Origin of the sequence: Mesorhizobium ciceri biovar biserrulae WSM1271 (assembly GCF_000185905.1) — a bacterium.
Lineage (GTDB): Bacteria > Pseudomonadota > Alphaproteobacteria > Rhizobiales > Rhizobiaceae > Mesorhizobium > Mesorhizobium ciceri.
This window is the reverse complement of the sequence record NC_014923.1, coordinates 4,878,002-4,892,466: the sequence shown is the minus strand read 5'-3', so window position 1 is coordinate 4,892,466 and position 14,465 is coordinate 4,878,002. Positions and strand designations below refer to the sequence as shown.

Here is a 14,465-nt window from a genome sequence, read left to right as displayed (position 1 = left end):
GGGTCCGATGCTCTAGTCTTCTTCGTCCACGCGGCTTCGGCGTGAGCCGGCTATGCGTGCCACGAGGTCGGCAAGCTCGGTCGGCTGGAAAGAACCGGCCCCGATCCCCCCGGCCAGTTCCCCGCTGCCCGAGGGCAGAACCGCGCTTCCAAAACCCAGCTTTTCGGCTTCCTTGAGGCGCTGTTGCGCATGCGCAACCGGCCTCACGGCGCCCGAAAGGCTGATTTCGCCGAAATAGACGCAATCGGCGGGAAGGGCAAGACCGGTGAGCGAGGAAACCAGGGCGGCCGCCACTGCGAGATCTGCCGCGGGCTCCGAAATCCGGTAGCCGCCGGCGACATTGAGATAGACATCATGGCTGCCGAATCGCACCCCGCAATGGGCTTCGAGAACCGCCAGGATCATCGACAGCCGGGCGCCGTCCCAGCCGACGACGGCGCGGCGCGGCGTGCCGAGCGAGGAGGGTGCGACCAGTGCCTGGATCTCGACCAGCACCGGCCTTGTCCCCTCCATGCCGGCGAAAACCGCCGCCCCCGGCGATTTGGCATGGCGTTCGCCAAGAAAAAGCTCGGACGGATTGGCGACCTCGCGCAGGCCCTTGTCCGACATTTCGAAGACGCCGATCTCGTCGGTCGGTCCAAAACGGTTCTTCACCGTACGCAGGATGCGGTAGTGGTGGCCGCCTTCGCCTTCGAAGTAGAGCACGGCGTCAACCATGTGCTCGACGACGCGCGGCCCGGCGATCTGGCCTTCCTTGGTGACATGGCCGACCAGTACGATCGCCGCACCCGTGGATTTCGCATAGCGGATCATCGCCTGGGCGGCAGCGCGCACCTGGGTGACGGTTCCGGGTGCCGAATCGGCAAGGTCGGTCCACAGCGTCTGGATCGAATCCAGGATGACGAGATCAGGCCGCTTGCCGTCGGCGATCGTCGCCAGGATGTCCTCGACATTGGTCTCGGCGGCAAGTTCCACCGGAGAGGAGGCGACGCCAAGCCGCTGCGCCCGCAGCCTGATCTGCGCGACCGCCTCTTCGCCCGAGACATAGACGATGCGGTGGCCTTTTGATGCCAGCGCCGCGGCCGCCTGGGTGAGCAGCGTCGACTTGCCGATGCCGGGGTCGCCGCCGACCAGCAGCGCCGAGCCGCGCACGAACCCGCCGCCGGTGGCGCGATCGAGTTCGCCAATGCCCGAGATGATGCGTGGCGCGTCCTCGATATCGCCGGACAGCGTGGTCAGCACCACGGCGCGTCCCTTGCGGGCGTTGCGCGTGTTGGCTGGTCCTGAGCCGATGCCGCCGGACGTGCCTTCCTCGACCAGCGTGTTCCACTCGCCGCAGGCATCGCATTTGCCGGCCCAGCGCTGATGCACCGATCCGCAACTTTGGCAGATGAATTGGACGCGCGACTTGGCCATTAGATGGAAGCCACGCCGTGACAGGCTGGCGGGGCAGCGCCCCTCTCTGGCCTGCCGGCCATCTCCCCCTCCAGGGGGGAGATTTGCAGCTTCAGCGCTTGCGCCTTCTTTTCAACGCCAAAAATTGGCGAAAGCGTCGATGCCATCCGATCTCCCCCCTTGAGGGGGAGATGTCCGGCAGGACAGAGGGGGGCGCCAAGGAATGGGACCTGTCTCAATAGGTCACTCGAACCTTTCCGGCAGATGATGCTCCTCGGCGAGGTCGGAGAAGCGGGTGAACTCGCCCTGGAAGGCAAGGCTGACGGTGCCGGTCGGTCCATGGCGCTGCTTGGCTATGATCACTTCGGCCTTGCCCTGGACCTCGATCATCTTCGTCTCCCAGGCGAGATGCTCGGGCGTGCCTTTCTCCGGCTCCTTGTTCTTGATGTAATATTCCTCGCGGTACACGAACAGCACGACGTCGGCGTCCTGCTCGATCGAGCCCGATTCGCGCAGGTCGGACAGCTGCGGATGTTTGTCGTCGCGGCTTTCGACTTGACGCGAGAGCTGTGAGAGCGCGATGATCGGCACGCCCAACTCCTTGCCGAGCGCCTTCAGTCCGGTGGTGATCTCGGTGATTTCCTGGACGCGGTTCTGCGACGCCTTGGCAGATGAACCCTGCATCAGCTGGATATAGTCGATGACCATCAGGTCCAGCCCGCGCTGGCGCTTGAGGCGGCGGGCGCGCGCCGCGAGCTGGGCGATCGAGATACCACCCGTCTGGTCGATGTAGAGCGGGCGCTTGTGGTTCTCCTGCGTGTAGGCGACAAGCTTGCCGAAATCGGCTTCCGTCAAATCGCCGCGCCGGATTTTCGATGATGGAATCTCGGTCTGCTCGGAGATGATGCGGGTGGCCAGCTGCTCCGACGACATTTCAAGCGAGAAGAAGCCGACGACGCCGCCATTGGCCGCCTTGACGGAGCCGTCGGCCTGTTGGGCAGGCTCATAGGCGGCAGCGATGTTGTAGGCGATGTTGGTGGCCAGCGACGTCTTGCCCATGCCTGGGCGGCCGGCGATGATGATCAAATCCGAAGGCTGCAGGCCACCCATGCGATGGTCGAGATCGCGCAGGCCGGTGGCAATGCCGGACAGGTGGCCATCGCGCATATAGGCCGCGCTGGCCATGTCGACGGCATTCTTCAACGCATCGGAAAAGCTTTCGAAACCGCCATCGTAGCGGCCGTTTTCGGCCAGCTCGAACAGCCGCCGCTCGGCATCCTCGATCTGTTCGCCGGGTGCCATGTCGACCGGCGCGTCATAGGCGATGTTGACCATGTCTTCGCCGACGGTGATCAGCGCGCGGCGCGTCGCAAGGTCATAGATGGCGCGGCCATAGTCGGTGGCGTTGACGACGGTCACAGCCTCGACCGCCAGCCGCACGACATATTGCGCCATCGTCATGTCGCCAACCTTCTCGTCGGCCGGCAGGAAGGTTTTCAGTGTGATCGGCGTCGCCACCTTGCCCATACGGATGAACTCGGACGCCACCTCATAGATCTTGCGGTGCAGCGGCTCGTAGAAATGGCTGGCCTTGAGGAAGTCAGAGACGCGGTAGAAGGCGTCGTTGTTGACGAGGATGGCGCCGAGCAACGCCTGCTCGGCCTCGATGTTGTTTGGCGCTTCACGATAAAGCGGTGTTTCCGCGACGCCGAATTTTCGCGCTGCCTCTGCCATGATATCCCCGATTTCAATCCCGGCCTTTCGATATCAGAACGTGATGAGTCGGTGCTGACCTTTCTGCATCACTACCCAACCAAAGAACCTTGATGCCCGTTGTTCACAGGAACAACCAATCGTCCACAGGAGAGTATTCGCGTGCCCCGATTCCGGTTGACTCGACAGGGCGTGGATCTCTATCTGACTCGTCGGAACAAAGCAAGAACAATGGCACTGTTCATTTTGCGATGTTGTCCAGCCTGTCGCCCCAGTCCAATCGCCGGGCCAACTTGAAGTCGGCGCCGTCGCGCTTGGTGAACAAGCGCTCGGTGGCGGTGCCGTCGTCCTGGCAAAGCTTGAGCAGAACCTTGCCGGAGCCGGATTTCGGTGGCGCAAGAACTCGTGCCTGGTGTGATGTGGGGCCGTCGCGAGAAGCCGCGACGTAGATGAATTTCTCGTCTTCCCACGGCACGTCGGCATCCTTGGCCAGCCGATGCAGGCGCGAGCGGGCGACGCGGCGGGAAAAATGGCACCAGTCGGGCTGGACCAGCGGGCAGGGCGCCTGATGCGCGCAAGGCGCAAGCACATGCGCGCCCGCCTCGATCAGCTGCCGGCGCACGGCAAGGATGCGCTGCCAGCCGGCGGGGGTGCCGGGCTCGACGATCAGGAGCGTGTCGCCAGTGAGTTGCCAGAGCCGGTCGATGAGTTTCGGCAGCGATGCCGGCGCGATTTCATCGAGCACATAAGCGCACGTGACCAGATCGGCCGGCTCGATGTCAGCAAGGTCGATGGTGGCATCACCGGCCAGCCATCTGCTCTGGGCGGCAATAGTGTTGCCGGCAAGCGTCTCGCCGACCTTACGCACGGCGGCACTGGCTTCGAACAACACCGCCTGTTCGAGATCGGGCCACAGATCGGTCGCGGCCCAAAGCACCGTGCCAGGGCCGGCGCCGACATCGAGCAAGGTCCTGGGCTGAAAGGCAGGCTTGGCGTCGCTCAGCGCGTCGAGGCTGGCACGGATCGCGGCATAGGTCGCCGGCAGCCGCGTCGCCAGATAGGCCTTCACCGCCAGATCCTCGGCCATGTGCAGACGGCCGTCGCGCAACTCGGCGCGGTAGCGGTCGGACAGCGTCTTTGCCGCTTGCTTGAGTACCGCCAGCGGAACGTTTTCGAGCAGACGCTCGACACCTTGGCGAAGGGAGGCAGGCAACTCCATCTCAAGCGCCCCGCGGGACGAGAAGGATCACCGAAGCACCGGCAATGCAGAGCGCGGCACCGGCAAGATCCCAGCGGTCGGGGCGAACGCCTTCAACCAGCCACAGCCAGCCAAGCGACGCCACGATGTAGATGCCGCCATAGGCGGCGTAGGCGCGACCGGCGGCTGACGTGTCGACCAGCGCCAGCAGGAAGCCGAACAGGGCAAGCGAGGCGAGGCCGGGAAGCAGCCAAAGCGGCGACTTCTCCAGCCGCCACCAGGCCCAGAATGAAAAGCAGCCGGCGATCTCGGCCAGAGCGGCGGCGGCATAGAGGACAAAGGTCATGAAAAAGGTCCCGCGACGGTCACGGGACCTTTTTCAGTGCCGGCGCCGGCAATGGCAAGCGGCAATGCTATTCCTGGTCGGCAACCTTGCGGCGGCGAGCCGGCTTGGCGGCCGGGCTCTTTTTGACGGGAGCCGTTTCACGATGCCCCATATCGCGCATCTCCAGCGCTTTTTCGCATTTGGCCATGTAGTCGCGTGTCATCGGCAGCGTATCGTTCTTCTTGGCGATCTGGATCTGGAAGATCACCAGATCCTGCCAGCGGAATGCGGCTTCCGAGGCCGCCAGATAGAATTCCCACATGCGGCAGAAGCGCTCGTCATAGATCGCCTTGGCCTTGTCGCGATTGGCGGCGAAGCGCTCGCCCCAGTGCTTCAGCGTGTCGGCATAGTGGAGCCGCAGGATCTCGACGTCGGTGACGACCAGGCCCGACTTCTCGATCGCAGGCATCACTTCCGACAGCGACGGGATGTAGCCGCCCGGGAAGATGTATTTGCGGATGAAGGCGCTGGTCGCCCACGGCACGCCGGAACGGCCGATCGTGTGCAACAGCATGACGCCATCCGGCTTGAGCAGCGTCGCGCTCTTGTCGAAGAAGGTGCGATAGTGGTTGACGCCGACATGCTCGAACATACCGACCGAGACGATGCGATCGAAACGCTCATTGAGTTCGCGGTAGTCCTTCAGCTCGAAATGCACGCGGCTTTCCAGCCCTTGCGCATGCGCCCGGTCGGTGGCGACGCCATGCTGCTCGGTCGACAGCGTGACGCCTTGCACGTCGACGTCGAACGCCTTGGCGAGATAGAGGCCAAGCCCGCCCCAGCCGGAGCCGATGTCGAGCACCGTCTGGCCGGCCTTCAGCCGGAGCTTGGCGGCGATGTGGCGTTTCTTGGCGCCCTGCGCCTCGTCGAGCGTCATGTCCGGCTGCTCGAAATAGGCGCAGGAATATTGCATGTCCTCGTCGAGGAAGAGCCGGTAGAGATCGCCCGACAGATCGTAGTGGCGCTGCACGTTGCGCCGCGAGCGCGAGGCGGTGTTGATCTGCTGCAGCCGGCGGAAGGCGTGGCGCAGGCCTTCGATGGCCTTCGACCAGGTGGCGTCGATGCCGCCGCTGCCCATGTTCTGGAAGGCGATGCGCATCACGCCCAGCACGCCGCCCTCGAGAATGTCGAGTTCGCCGTCCATGTAGGCTTCAGGCACCGCCAGCATCGGATCGAAGGTGATGGCGCGCTCGGCATGCGCGGTCTTGATGTGCATGTGCACCGGTTCGCCGCTGCCGTCGCCGAAAACCACCGCCGTGCCCTTGGGGCCGGTTACCCTAAGATTGCCGGTGCGCACCAAGCGGTCGAGAACGCGCTTTAACAGAATATTCATGACCAAATGTCCCCTCTCGGCCAGACAGGCTGCCTTGGCGCGTGACCGCGAAAATCGGGATCGATTTCGCCGGAGATCTTGCGCCGAACCAAAGTTGCACAGCGTGCTTTGCGCGGCCAAAGGACGCGCGACGCCATAGTCTGCAACAATATATAGGGGTTCGAAAAGTTCCATTTGGCACAAAAATGCCCGGGCGCGAGGCCCGGGCATTGGTCCAGCATGGCTGGATGACGGCAAAGTGATCGGAGCTTGGCGTCAAGTCGTGATCAGCCCCATGGCTCCAATCGCTTGCGACGTGTGATCAGGCGTTGTCTTCGTCGCCCTCGAACTCGGTGTTCGGATCGAAGAAGTTCTCCGGCCGGGCGTTGTCGTTGATGTCGTCGCCATAGATGGCTTCGGCGGTGGTCAGCGTCTCGCCCTTGGCCTGGCGCTCGGCTTCGTCGGCCGTGCGGGCGATGTTGAGCGTGACGGTGACCTCGACTTCCGGATGCAGCGCGATCGCCACATTGGTGACACCGATGGTCTTGATCGGCTGGTTGAGCAGGATCTGGTTGCGGTTGATCGAAAAACCTTCCGCCGTCAGCAGATCGGCGATGTCGCGGGTCGAAACGGAACCGTAAAGCTGACCGGTTTCGCCGGCGGAGCGAACGGCGATGAAGCTCTTGCCGTCGAGCTTTTCAGCGACCTGGGCCGCTTCCGACTTGCGCTCGAGGTTGCGGGCTTCAAGCTGGGCGCGCTGGCCTTCGAACTTCTTCTTGTTGGCTTCGTTGGCGCGCAGCGCCTTGCCCTGCGGCAGCAGGAAGTTACGGGCGAAGCCGTCCTTGACCTTGACGGTATCGCCCATCTGGCCGAGGCGGGAAACGCGTTCGAGAAGAATGACGTCCATGGATTTGTTCCTTTGGTTGGACGCCAATCGATCGATGAGATCGGCGCCGAATGTCTTGGGAACAGGTCAGGAAGCTTGAGCGCCTTTGGCGCTGGTGTCGCTGTCCTGCCTGTGCGGCAGTTAGAGGTTTTGACCTCAACCCGGGATTTGATGTTCAACCCTGCGGCGCCCGTCGCCGTGGGAGAAGAGCGGGCGGCGAACCGCCCGCATTTGAGATATTAGCGAACCACGTAGGGCAGCAGGCCGAGGAAGCGGGCGCGCTTGATCGCCTTGGCGAGTTCGCGCTGCTTCTTCTGGCTGACGGCGGTGATGCGCGACGGCACGATCTTGCCACGCTCGGAAATGTAGCGCTGCAGCAGACGCACGTCCTTGTAGTCGATCTTGGGCGCGTTGGCGCCGGAGAACGGGCAGGTCTTGCGGCGGCGATGGAACGGGCGCCGGGTCGGGATCTGATTGATGTCGACCATTATTCTGCACCCCCTTCAAAGCCTTCGCGCGGACGGCGCGGACCACGATCGGCACCGGCGTCGCCGAACGAGCGCGGCGGACGATCGCCACGGTCGCCGCGATCACGATCGCCGAACGAACGCGGACCACGATCGCCACGGTCACGGTCGCCGAAGCCGCCGCGTTCCGAGCGCTCTTCGCGCTTCTGCATCATGGCCGACGGGCCTTCCTCATGCGCCTCGACCTTGATGGTCAGGAAACGCAGCACGTCTTCGGACAGGCCCATCTGGCGCTCCATCTCGTTGAGCGCGGCCGCCGGGCAATTCAGGTCCATCAGCGTGTAGTAAGCCTTCCGGTTCTTGTTGACCCGGTAGGTGAGGGACTTCAGTCCCCAGTTCTCGACCCGGCCGACGGACCCGCCATTTGCGGAGATGACACCCTTGTACTGTTCGACAAGCGCATCGACCTGCTGCTGCGAGAGGTCCTGCCGGGCAAGAAACACATGTTCGTAAAGAGCCATTATGTCTTATGCCTTTCTTCGTTTCTCTCCCGGTTCCCGGCGGCAAAAGCCTCTGCAACTTCTCTGACCCGCAAACCCTCGAGGGGCAGGGGGAAGAAAGGAGCATGACGAGACGGTCGAGAGCGGAGACACGGGAGGCGGAAGCACTTCCGGCTTCACACGAAGGTTCTGAAAAACCTCCGGCCCTCCGTTCAGCCCCCAGCAAGGACCGGCAGATTGCGGGCGTCTATACAGCAATCCGGCCGCAAAGCAAGGGCAAGCGGCATTCCCGTGTGTCGCAGGCGACGATCGGGAGCAGCAACGGCCGGAGTCGTGGTTTCCGGCAACCACGTCTTAACCACACCAGCAGGTTGTGTGGAGTTGAAGCCTGGCCGTCAACGGTCGATTCATCATGGAAGGCGCAAAAGCCCGGACAACCGCGCAAAAGCGGCAAGCATTTCCGGGGGTAAGGATGCTTCTCAACAAATTCTGGCGCTCGAAGAGCGGCAATTTCACGCTTGTGCTGGGACTGGGTTTGCCGGTCATCCTGACGGCAGTCGCTTTCGCAACCGATGTCTCGACCCTTATGCGGGCCAAGAGCAATTTGCAGAACGCTCTCGATTCGGCAAACCTTGCTTCTTCGCATCTTGGCGATCTCGACATCACCCGCAATGACGCTTTCAACCGCTATTTCCAGGCCAACATCGTCGGTCATGGCGAGCTCGACAATGCGCAGGCGACGTTGACTGTCGACAAGGGCGTCAACTTCGTCAAGACCAAGGCGGTTGCCTCGGCGGACGTCCATCTCAACTTCGCCTTCCTGTTCGGCGACAGCAAGCACATCGTGGTCGATGCCTCGGCGGTCGAATCGAACAACCAGCTCGAAGTCGTGCTGGTGCTGGACAACACCGGCTCGATGGCCGGCGCGCGGATGACGGCGCTGAGGACGGCGACAAAATCGTTGCTCGACACGCTCGAAGCGGCGAAATCGCCAACGCGCAAGATCCGCGCCTCGCCGGTTCCTTTCGTGACGGCCGTCAATGTCAATGGCGACGGCTTCGACCCGTCCTGGATCGACATGGACGGCAAGTCCTCAACCAACGGCGTCAATTTTCCCGTCATCGACGGCAAGCGGCCGAACCACATGGCGCTTTTCAAACAGCTCAAGAAGACCGGATGGGCCGATGCCGGATGGAATGGCACCGGATGGAAAGGTTGCGTCGAGGCGCGGCCAGGCGCTTACAATATCTCCGACACGCCACCCGACCCGGCCAAGCCCGACACGCTGTTCGTGCCCTACTTTGCGCCGGATGATCCCGAAGACGCCCAGAAGCCGTCTGGCTCCTATGGCAATTCGGATAAATACTACAACAACTCCTATCTCAACGATGTCAGCGACAAAACCAGGCTTGCCCAGTCGGGCATCAACATTCTGGGCATCGATCTCAGCAACCTGCTCGGCAATCTCATCGAACTTCTGTCGCCCGATGACAGGGATGCCAGGGAAAAGATCGCCAAATATGTTGCGCCCGCCAAGGAACTCATCACCGAGATCGGCTCTCCCGTCACTGTCGGCCCGAACCGTGCGTGTCCGACCCCGGTGGTCCCCCTGACCGACGATTTCGACAAGCTGCGCAAGGCGGCCAGTCAGATGACCGAGTGGAATGGCTCGGGTACCAATGTCTCCGAGGGCCTGTCATGGGGTATGCGTGTGCTGTCGCCCGCCGCGCCCTACACCGACGGAGCGCCTTGGAAGACGCCCGGCATCAGCAAGATCGTGCTGTTGCTCACCGACGGCGAGAACGTCGTCTATGGCGCCAGCGAACAAGAACCGACAAAGTCGGATTACACATCCTATGGCTATCTGGCTGGCGGCCGCTTCGGATCGGACAACCAGACGACCGCTGCGCGCAATGTCGACGGCTGGACCAAAAACGTTTGCACGCAATTGAAGAACGAGGGCGTGCAGATCTACACCATGGTGCTGCAATCCGACACCGCAGCCAACCGTGCGCTTTACAGCGCCTGCGCCTCGGATCCGAGCAACTATTATGCCGTCAACGATCCGACCAAACTGCCGAACGTGTTCCTTCAGATCGCCAACAACTTCACGAAGCTGCAATTGACCAACTGAACACGCGAACCGAGACGGACCAGCAGGCTCTGAGGAAATCGCTGGCCTCAACTCGTATGGGCGGCGACAATCTTGTCGACCGTTTCGGGGAAGAAGTCGGGCGCTGCGTGGCGTTTGCCGAACATCATATCGTACTGCAGCAGGCGGAAATCGCGGATCGCCGGATCGATCTCCTTCTGCCGCGCCCAATCGGGCGTGGCCTCGCCAGCCGGCGTCAGCAGCAAATTGCGGTCGACGACACGGTAGTGTTCGCTCATCTCGCCCAGGAAGCCGGTGTAGTAGGGATGGCTGATGCCGGCCGTCTTCAGGATATGATAGGGCAGGAAGGCCGGGCTGACAGCGCCCATGTGCTCAGCCGGCCCGGTGCGGTTCGACCAGATGACCAGCGGCGTCTCATGATGCTCGAGGGCAGCCTCGGGCGACGCTTCCTTGCGCGGCGCGACATTGTCCTTCAGGAAGCCGGTTTCGACATAGACCGGCCCGAGCGGCGGCAGATGGTCGCCGAAGAAGGCGATCACGGTTGGGCGGGAGCGTGTCTTTGCCCATTCGACGAGGCGTTCGAGACCGCGATCGGCATCGGCTGAGCCTTCGGCGTAGCTGAGCAGCGATTCGCGCGCCCACTGGCTGATCGGCGCCTGCACCCTGTGCGTGGGACTGTAATAGCGGTTCGGTTCGTAGGGACCGTGGTTTTGCAGGCTGACCGCAAAGAAGAACACCGGCTCTTCGCTGGCGTCGGCCTCGCTGATGATCTCGTCGGTCATCGCGGCATCCGATGCCAGTGGCCCGCGCTTTTGCATTGGCGGCAGCGTCTCTTCCGACTTGAAATCGTTGAAGCCGAAATCGGCGTAGACCGCGCCACGGTTCCAGAACCAGTTGGTGCCCGGATGGATGGCGCGCGCCCGATAACCCTGGCTCTTGAGGAAGGTTGCCAGCGACGGCGTCGGCGTGCGCACATATTGCTGGTAGGGGATGCTGCCGGCCGGCAGGAACGCGTTGGAGAAGCCGGTCAGCGCCTCGAACTCGATATTGGCGGTCATGCCGCCGAACTCCGGCGAGAACATCGAGCCGGAGCGCAGCGCCCGCACATTGGGGATCGGATCGGGCGTGATGGTGACGCCGGGCAGCTTGGTCGGGTCCCAGAAGGACTCGCTCATGACGATGATGATGTCAGGCTTCTCGGCCGGCACCGAGGCGGTCACATCGGGCCTGGCGATCGCCGCGATCGCCTTGTCGGAATAGCCCGGCGGCGCAGAGACATGCGCCATCGGCACATTGAGCGCAAAGGCCAGCGCAAAACCGTTGGAGGCATAGTTTTCCTTCTGGTCCCACATGATCGGGATGATCTGCAACCGGTCCCTGGTCCAGGAGAAGGTGGCATAGTCCATGATCGAAACGAAGAAGGCGAGCAGCGGCACTGCCAGCGTCAGCCGCGCAAGGCGTCCCTTGCGGCTGAGTGCGGGAACCTTGCGGCGCCACATCCGCCAGCCATAGACGAGCAGCGACAGGCCGGCGACGATGCCGACGACCATGGCGAGCGCGGTCATCGGCCGGTCGCGCACCAAAAGCGGCAACAGCGCGAAGATCTGGCGGGCATAGAGGAAATCGGTCGGATAGAGCGGATCGCCGAGATAATGCGACTTCTGGTGGCCGACGAAGGCAAGCGATAGCGTCAGCGGCGCGACGATCATCAGGCTCTGATGGCTGCGGCCCAGCACCGCATCGAGGCCGATCAGGATCAGCGCGAACACGACGATGGTGGTCCAGCCCGGCTTGAGCGGCTGCAGGAAGAAGGAGACCGTGCCGGCAAAGTCGCCGCGCACGATCAGTTCGATGGCAAACACCAGGACGGCGGCGATCGCCAGGCTGATCAGCCCATAGCGCACGACCGGCCATCTCCTGCCCGGCAGATAGCCGGTGGAGGGGTCGTCTTCCAGGAACTGTGGCGCGGCCTTGCCGGCGCGTTTGTAACTCTTTGCCACTTTAACTTCCCCACCCAGCGACAAGCACGTCACTCGATTGTCATGGAATTGTCACGCAAAGCTAGCGCCTGTGGCCAAAATAAGAAGAGCCAGCAAACGAATCGTGAGCGGTTTTCATCAGGAGTGATCGCCAAAAAGCCTTTCGGAACAGGCACTCGGCGGATGAAGCTGCGGTCGAGCAGGGTCGAACCGGGCTTGACTTGGCGGCCTGCCTTGCGTCACAGGCAAGAAAAACTCGTCTATCAGGCAAGCAAAACCAGCCCTTGGGAGCCCGCGCATGGCCGTTGCATTCACCTTTCCTGGACAAGGCAGCCAGGCAGTCGGCATGGGCAAGGATCTCGCCGAGGCCTTTCCCGAGGCGCGCAGAATTTTCCAGGAAGTCGACGACGCGCTCGGCGAAAACCTGTCGAAGCTGATCTGGGAAGGGCCGGAAGAGACGTTGATGCTGACCGCCAACGCGCAGCCGGCGCTGATGGCGGTGTCGCTGGCCGCGATCCGGGCGCTGGAATCGCGCGGCTTCTCGCTGAAAGGCAAGGTCGCCTATGTCGCCGGTCATTCGCTGGGCGAATATTCGGCGCTCGCGGCCGCTGGCTTCGTTTCGGTTGCCGATGCCGCCAGGCTGCTGCGCATCCGCGGCAATGCCATGCAGGCGGCGGTGCCGGCCGGCGAGGGCGCCATGGCGGCGATCATCGGATTGGAACAGGCCGATGTCGAAGCCGCTTGCGCGGAAGCCGCCAAAGGCTCCGTCTGCCAGATCGCCAACGACAATGGCGGCGGCCAACTGGTCATTTCCGGCGCCAGGGCCGCGGTCGAACTGGCGGCGAAACTGTGCACTGAGAAAGGCGCCAAGCGCGCACTGATGCTGCAGGTGTCCGCGCCCTTCCATTCGGCGCTGATGGCGCCGGCCGCGAACGTTATGCGCGACGCACTCGCCGGTGTGACAAAGAATGCGCCGGTCGTTCCCGTCCTCTCCAATGTCACGGTCAGCCCGACCAGCGATCCGGACGAGATCGCCCGCCGCCTGGTCGAGCAGATAACCGGCCGCGTACGCTGGCGCGAGACCGTGGAGTGGTTCGGCGCAAATGGCGTCACCACGCTTTACGAGATTGGCGCCGGCAAGGTGCTTTCGGGATTGGCGCGGCGCATCAACCGCGACATCGCCACTGCGTCGGTCGGCTCGGCGGCTGAGGTCGAGGCAACGCTAGCAGCGCTTGCATAAAGCCCTATTTGATCCCATTCCCTGCAAAGGGGTGTTCTCTTCTCAATCAGGAGACAAAAATGTTCGAATTGACTGGCCGCAAGGCGCTCGTCACCGGCGCATCGGGAGGCATCGGCGAGGCGATCGCCCGGATGCTGCATGCGCAAGGCGCGATCGTCGGCCTGCATGGCACCCGCGTCGAGAAACTGGAGGCGCTGGCTAGCGAGCTTGGCGACCGGGTCAAGCTGTTCCCGGCCAATTTGTCCAACCGTGACGAGGTCAAGGCGCTCGGCCAGAAAGCCGAGGCCGATCTCGAAGGCGTCGACATCCTGGTCAACAACGCCGGCATCACCAAGGACGGGCTGTTCGTGCGCATGTCGGATGCCGATTGGGACAGCGTGATCGAGGTCAATCTGACCGCCGTTTTCCGGCTCACCCGCGAACTCACCCATCCGATGATGCGCCGCCGCCATGGCCGCATCATCAACATCACCTCGGTGGTCGGCGTGACCGGCAATCCCGGCCAGACCAATTACTGCGCCTCCAAGGCCGGCATGATCGGCTTCTCCAAGTCGCTGGCGCAGGAGATCGCCACCCGCAACATCACAGTTAACTGTGTTGCACCAGGCTTCATCGAATCGGCAATGACCGACAAGCTCAACGACAAGCAGAAAGAGGCGATCATGGCGGCGATCCCGACGCGGCGCATGGGCACCAGCGTCGAAGTCGCGTCCGCCGTCGCTTATCTCGCCTCCAACGAAGCCGCCTACGTCACCGGCCAGACCATCCACGTAAATGGCGGCATGGCTATGATTTGAACGAGGTTCTGCAGCAACGCCGGCGGGTTGTGTAAAGAGACCATTTCGGCTTGGACCTCAGCTATTTTTCGTGTAATGCGGCCCGCAACCCGGCGGTTCGGGCAAAAATCGGTCCGTAGTCGTTGCGTTTCCGGCAGGACCATCTTTCAGCTTGATTAGCGGCATTCTGCCCGCTAACGAAGACAGACAAACAAAAGACGAGGATGCCCAAATGAGTGACACCGCAGAGCGCGTCAAGAAGATCGTCATCGAGCACCTTGGCGTCGATGCCGACAAAGTGACGGAGCAGGCGAGCTTCATCGATGATCTGGGCGCCGACAGCCTCGACACGGTCGAACTCGTCATGGCGTTCGAAGAAGAATTCGGCGTCGAGATCCCCGACGACGCGGCCGAGACCATCCTGACCGTCGGCGATGCCGTGAAGTACATCGACAAGGCTTCGGCCTGACGCTTTCTGCAGTCATCACCGGGGAGGACCTG

Annotated in this window: 13 protein-coding genes; 4 read left to right on the top strand and 9 right to left on the bottom strand. The window is 62.7% G+C overall.

Annotated features, from left to right (window positions below):
* Positions 1 to 12 precede the first annotated feature (12 nt).
* The 8 genes from radA to rpsF form a co-directional block, all read right to left on the bottom strand.
* Positions 13 to 1,416 carry a DNA repair protein RadA gene (gene radA / locus MESCI_RS23860; RefSeq protein ID WP_013532526.1) on the bottom strand — a complete coding sequence of 468 codons (1,404 nt, stop codon included), beginning with the start codon at positions 1,414 to 1,416 and terminating at the stop codon, positions 13 to 15.
* Positions 1,417 to 1,638: 222 nt separating this feature from the next.
* On the bottom strand, positions 1,639 to 3,129 hold the full coding sequence (locus MESCI_RS23855; protein ID WP_013532525.1) for a replicative DNA helicase: 1,491 nt from the start codon (positions 3,127 to 3,129) through the stop codon (positions 1,639 to 1,641).
* Positions 3,130 to 3,349: 220 nt separating this feature from the next.
* Positions 3,350 to 4,327 (bottom strand): small ribosomal subunit Rsm22 family protein, encoded by a 978-nt coding sequence (locus MESCI_RS23850; RefSeq protein WP_013532524.1) that lies wholly within the window; start codon positions 4,325 to 4,327, stop codon positions 3,350 to 3,352.
* A 1-nt stretch (position 4,328) separates the two neighbouring features.
* Entirely contained in the window at positions 4,329 to 4,652 is a 324-nt protein-coding gene (locus tag MESCI_RS23845; RefSeq protein ID WP_013532523.1) for a YnfA family protein, read from the bottom strand.
* Positions 4,653 to 4,719: 67 nt separating this feature from the next.
* Positions 4,720 to 6,024 carry an SAM-dependent methyltransferase gene (locus MESCI_RS23840; protein ID WP_013532522.1) on the bottom strand — a complete coding sequence of 435 codons (1,305 nt, stop codon included), beginning with the start codon at positions 6,022 to 6,024 and terminating at the stop codon, positions 4,720 to 4,722.
* A gap of 301 nt (positions 6,025 to 6,325) precedes the next feature.
* Positions 6,326 to 6,910: a 50S ribosomal protein L9 gene (gene rplI, locus MESCI_RS23835; protein ID WP_013532521.1), complete on the bottom strand. Its 585-nt coding sequence runs from the start codon at positions 6,908 to 6,910 to the stop codon at positions 6,326 to 6,328.
* Between the two features lie 218 nt (positions 6,911 to 7,128).
* On the bottom strand, positions 7,129 to 7,377 hold the full coding sequence (gene rpsR / locus MESCI_RS23830; RefSeq protein WP_006203718.1) for a 30S ribosomal protein S18: 249 nt from the start codon (positions 7,375 to 7,377) through the stop codon (positions 7,129 to 7,131).
* Positions 7,377 to 7,877, bottom strand: a complete 501-nt coding sequence (gene rpsF / locus MESCI_RS23825) for a 30S ribosomal protein S6 (RefSeq protein ID WP_013532520.1) — start codon at positions 7,875 to 7,877, stop codon at positions 7,377 to 7,379. The genes rpsR and rpsF overlap by 1 nt, the downstream gene beginning before the upstream one ends.
* A gap of 451 nt (positions 7,878 to 8,328) precedes the next feature.
* Here rpsF and MESCI_RS23820 point away from each other — a divergent pair, with 451 nt between their 5' ends.
* Positions 8,329 to 9,990, top strand: coding sequence for a pilus assembly protein (locus tag MESCI_RS23820; RefSeq protein WP_013532519.1), 1,662 nt, complete (start codon positions 8,329 to 8,331; stop codon positions 9,988 to 9,990).
* 47 nt (positions 9,991 to 10,037) lie between these two features.
* On the opposite strand, the gene MESCI_RS23815 is transcribed toward MESCI_RS23820, so the two are convergent.
* On the bottom strand, positions 10,038 to 11,993 hold the full coding sequence (locus tag MESCI_RS23815) for an LTA synthase family protein (protein ID WP_013532518.1): 1,956 nt from the start codon (positions 11,991 to 11,993) through the stop codon (positions 10,038 to 10,040).
* Between the two features lie 253 nt (positions 11,994 to 12,246).
* Between MESCI_RS23815 and fabD the strand changes: the two genes are divergently transcribed.
* From fabD to MESCI_RS23800, 3 genes are all read left to right on the top strand, one after another.
* The gene (gene fabD, locus MESCI_RS23810; RefSeq protein WP_013532517.1) at positions 12,247 to 13,188 is read left to right on the top strand and encodes an ACP S-malonyltransferase; all 942 of its coding nucleotides are present in this window, start codon (positions 12,247 to 12,249) and stop codon (positions 13,186 to 13,188) included.
* A gap of 59 nt (positions 13,189 to 13,247) precedes the next feature.
* The gene (gene fabG / locus MESCI_RS23805) at positions 13,248 to 13,985 is read left to right on the top strand and encodes a 3-oxoacyl-[acyl-carrier-protein] reductase (RefSeq protein ID WP_013532516.1); all 738 of its coding nucleotides are present in this window, start codon (positions 13,248 to 13,250) and stop codon (positions 13,983 to 13,985) included.
* A 211-nt stretch (positions 13,986 to 14,196) separates the two neighbouring features.
* Entirely contained in the window at positions 14,197 to 14,433 is a 237-nt protein-coding gene (locus MESCI_RS23800; RefSeq protein WP_006203723.1) for an acyl carrier protein, read from the top strand.
* Positions 14,434 to 14,465 lie beyond the last annotated feature (32 nt).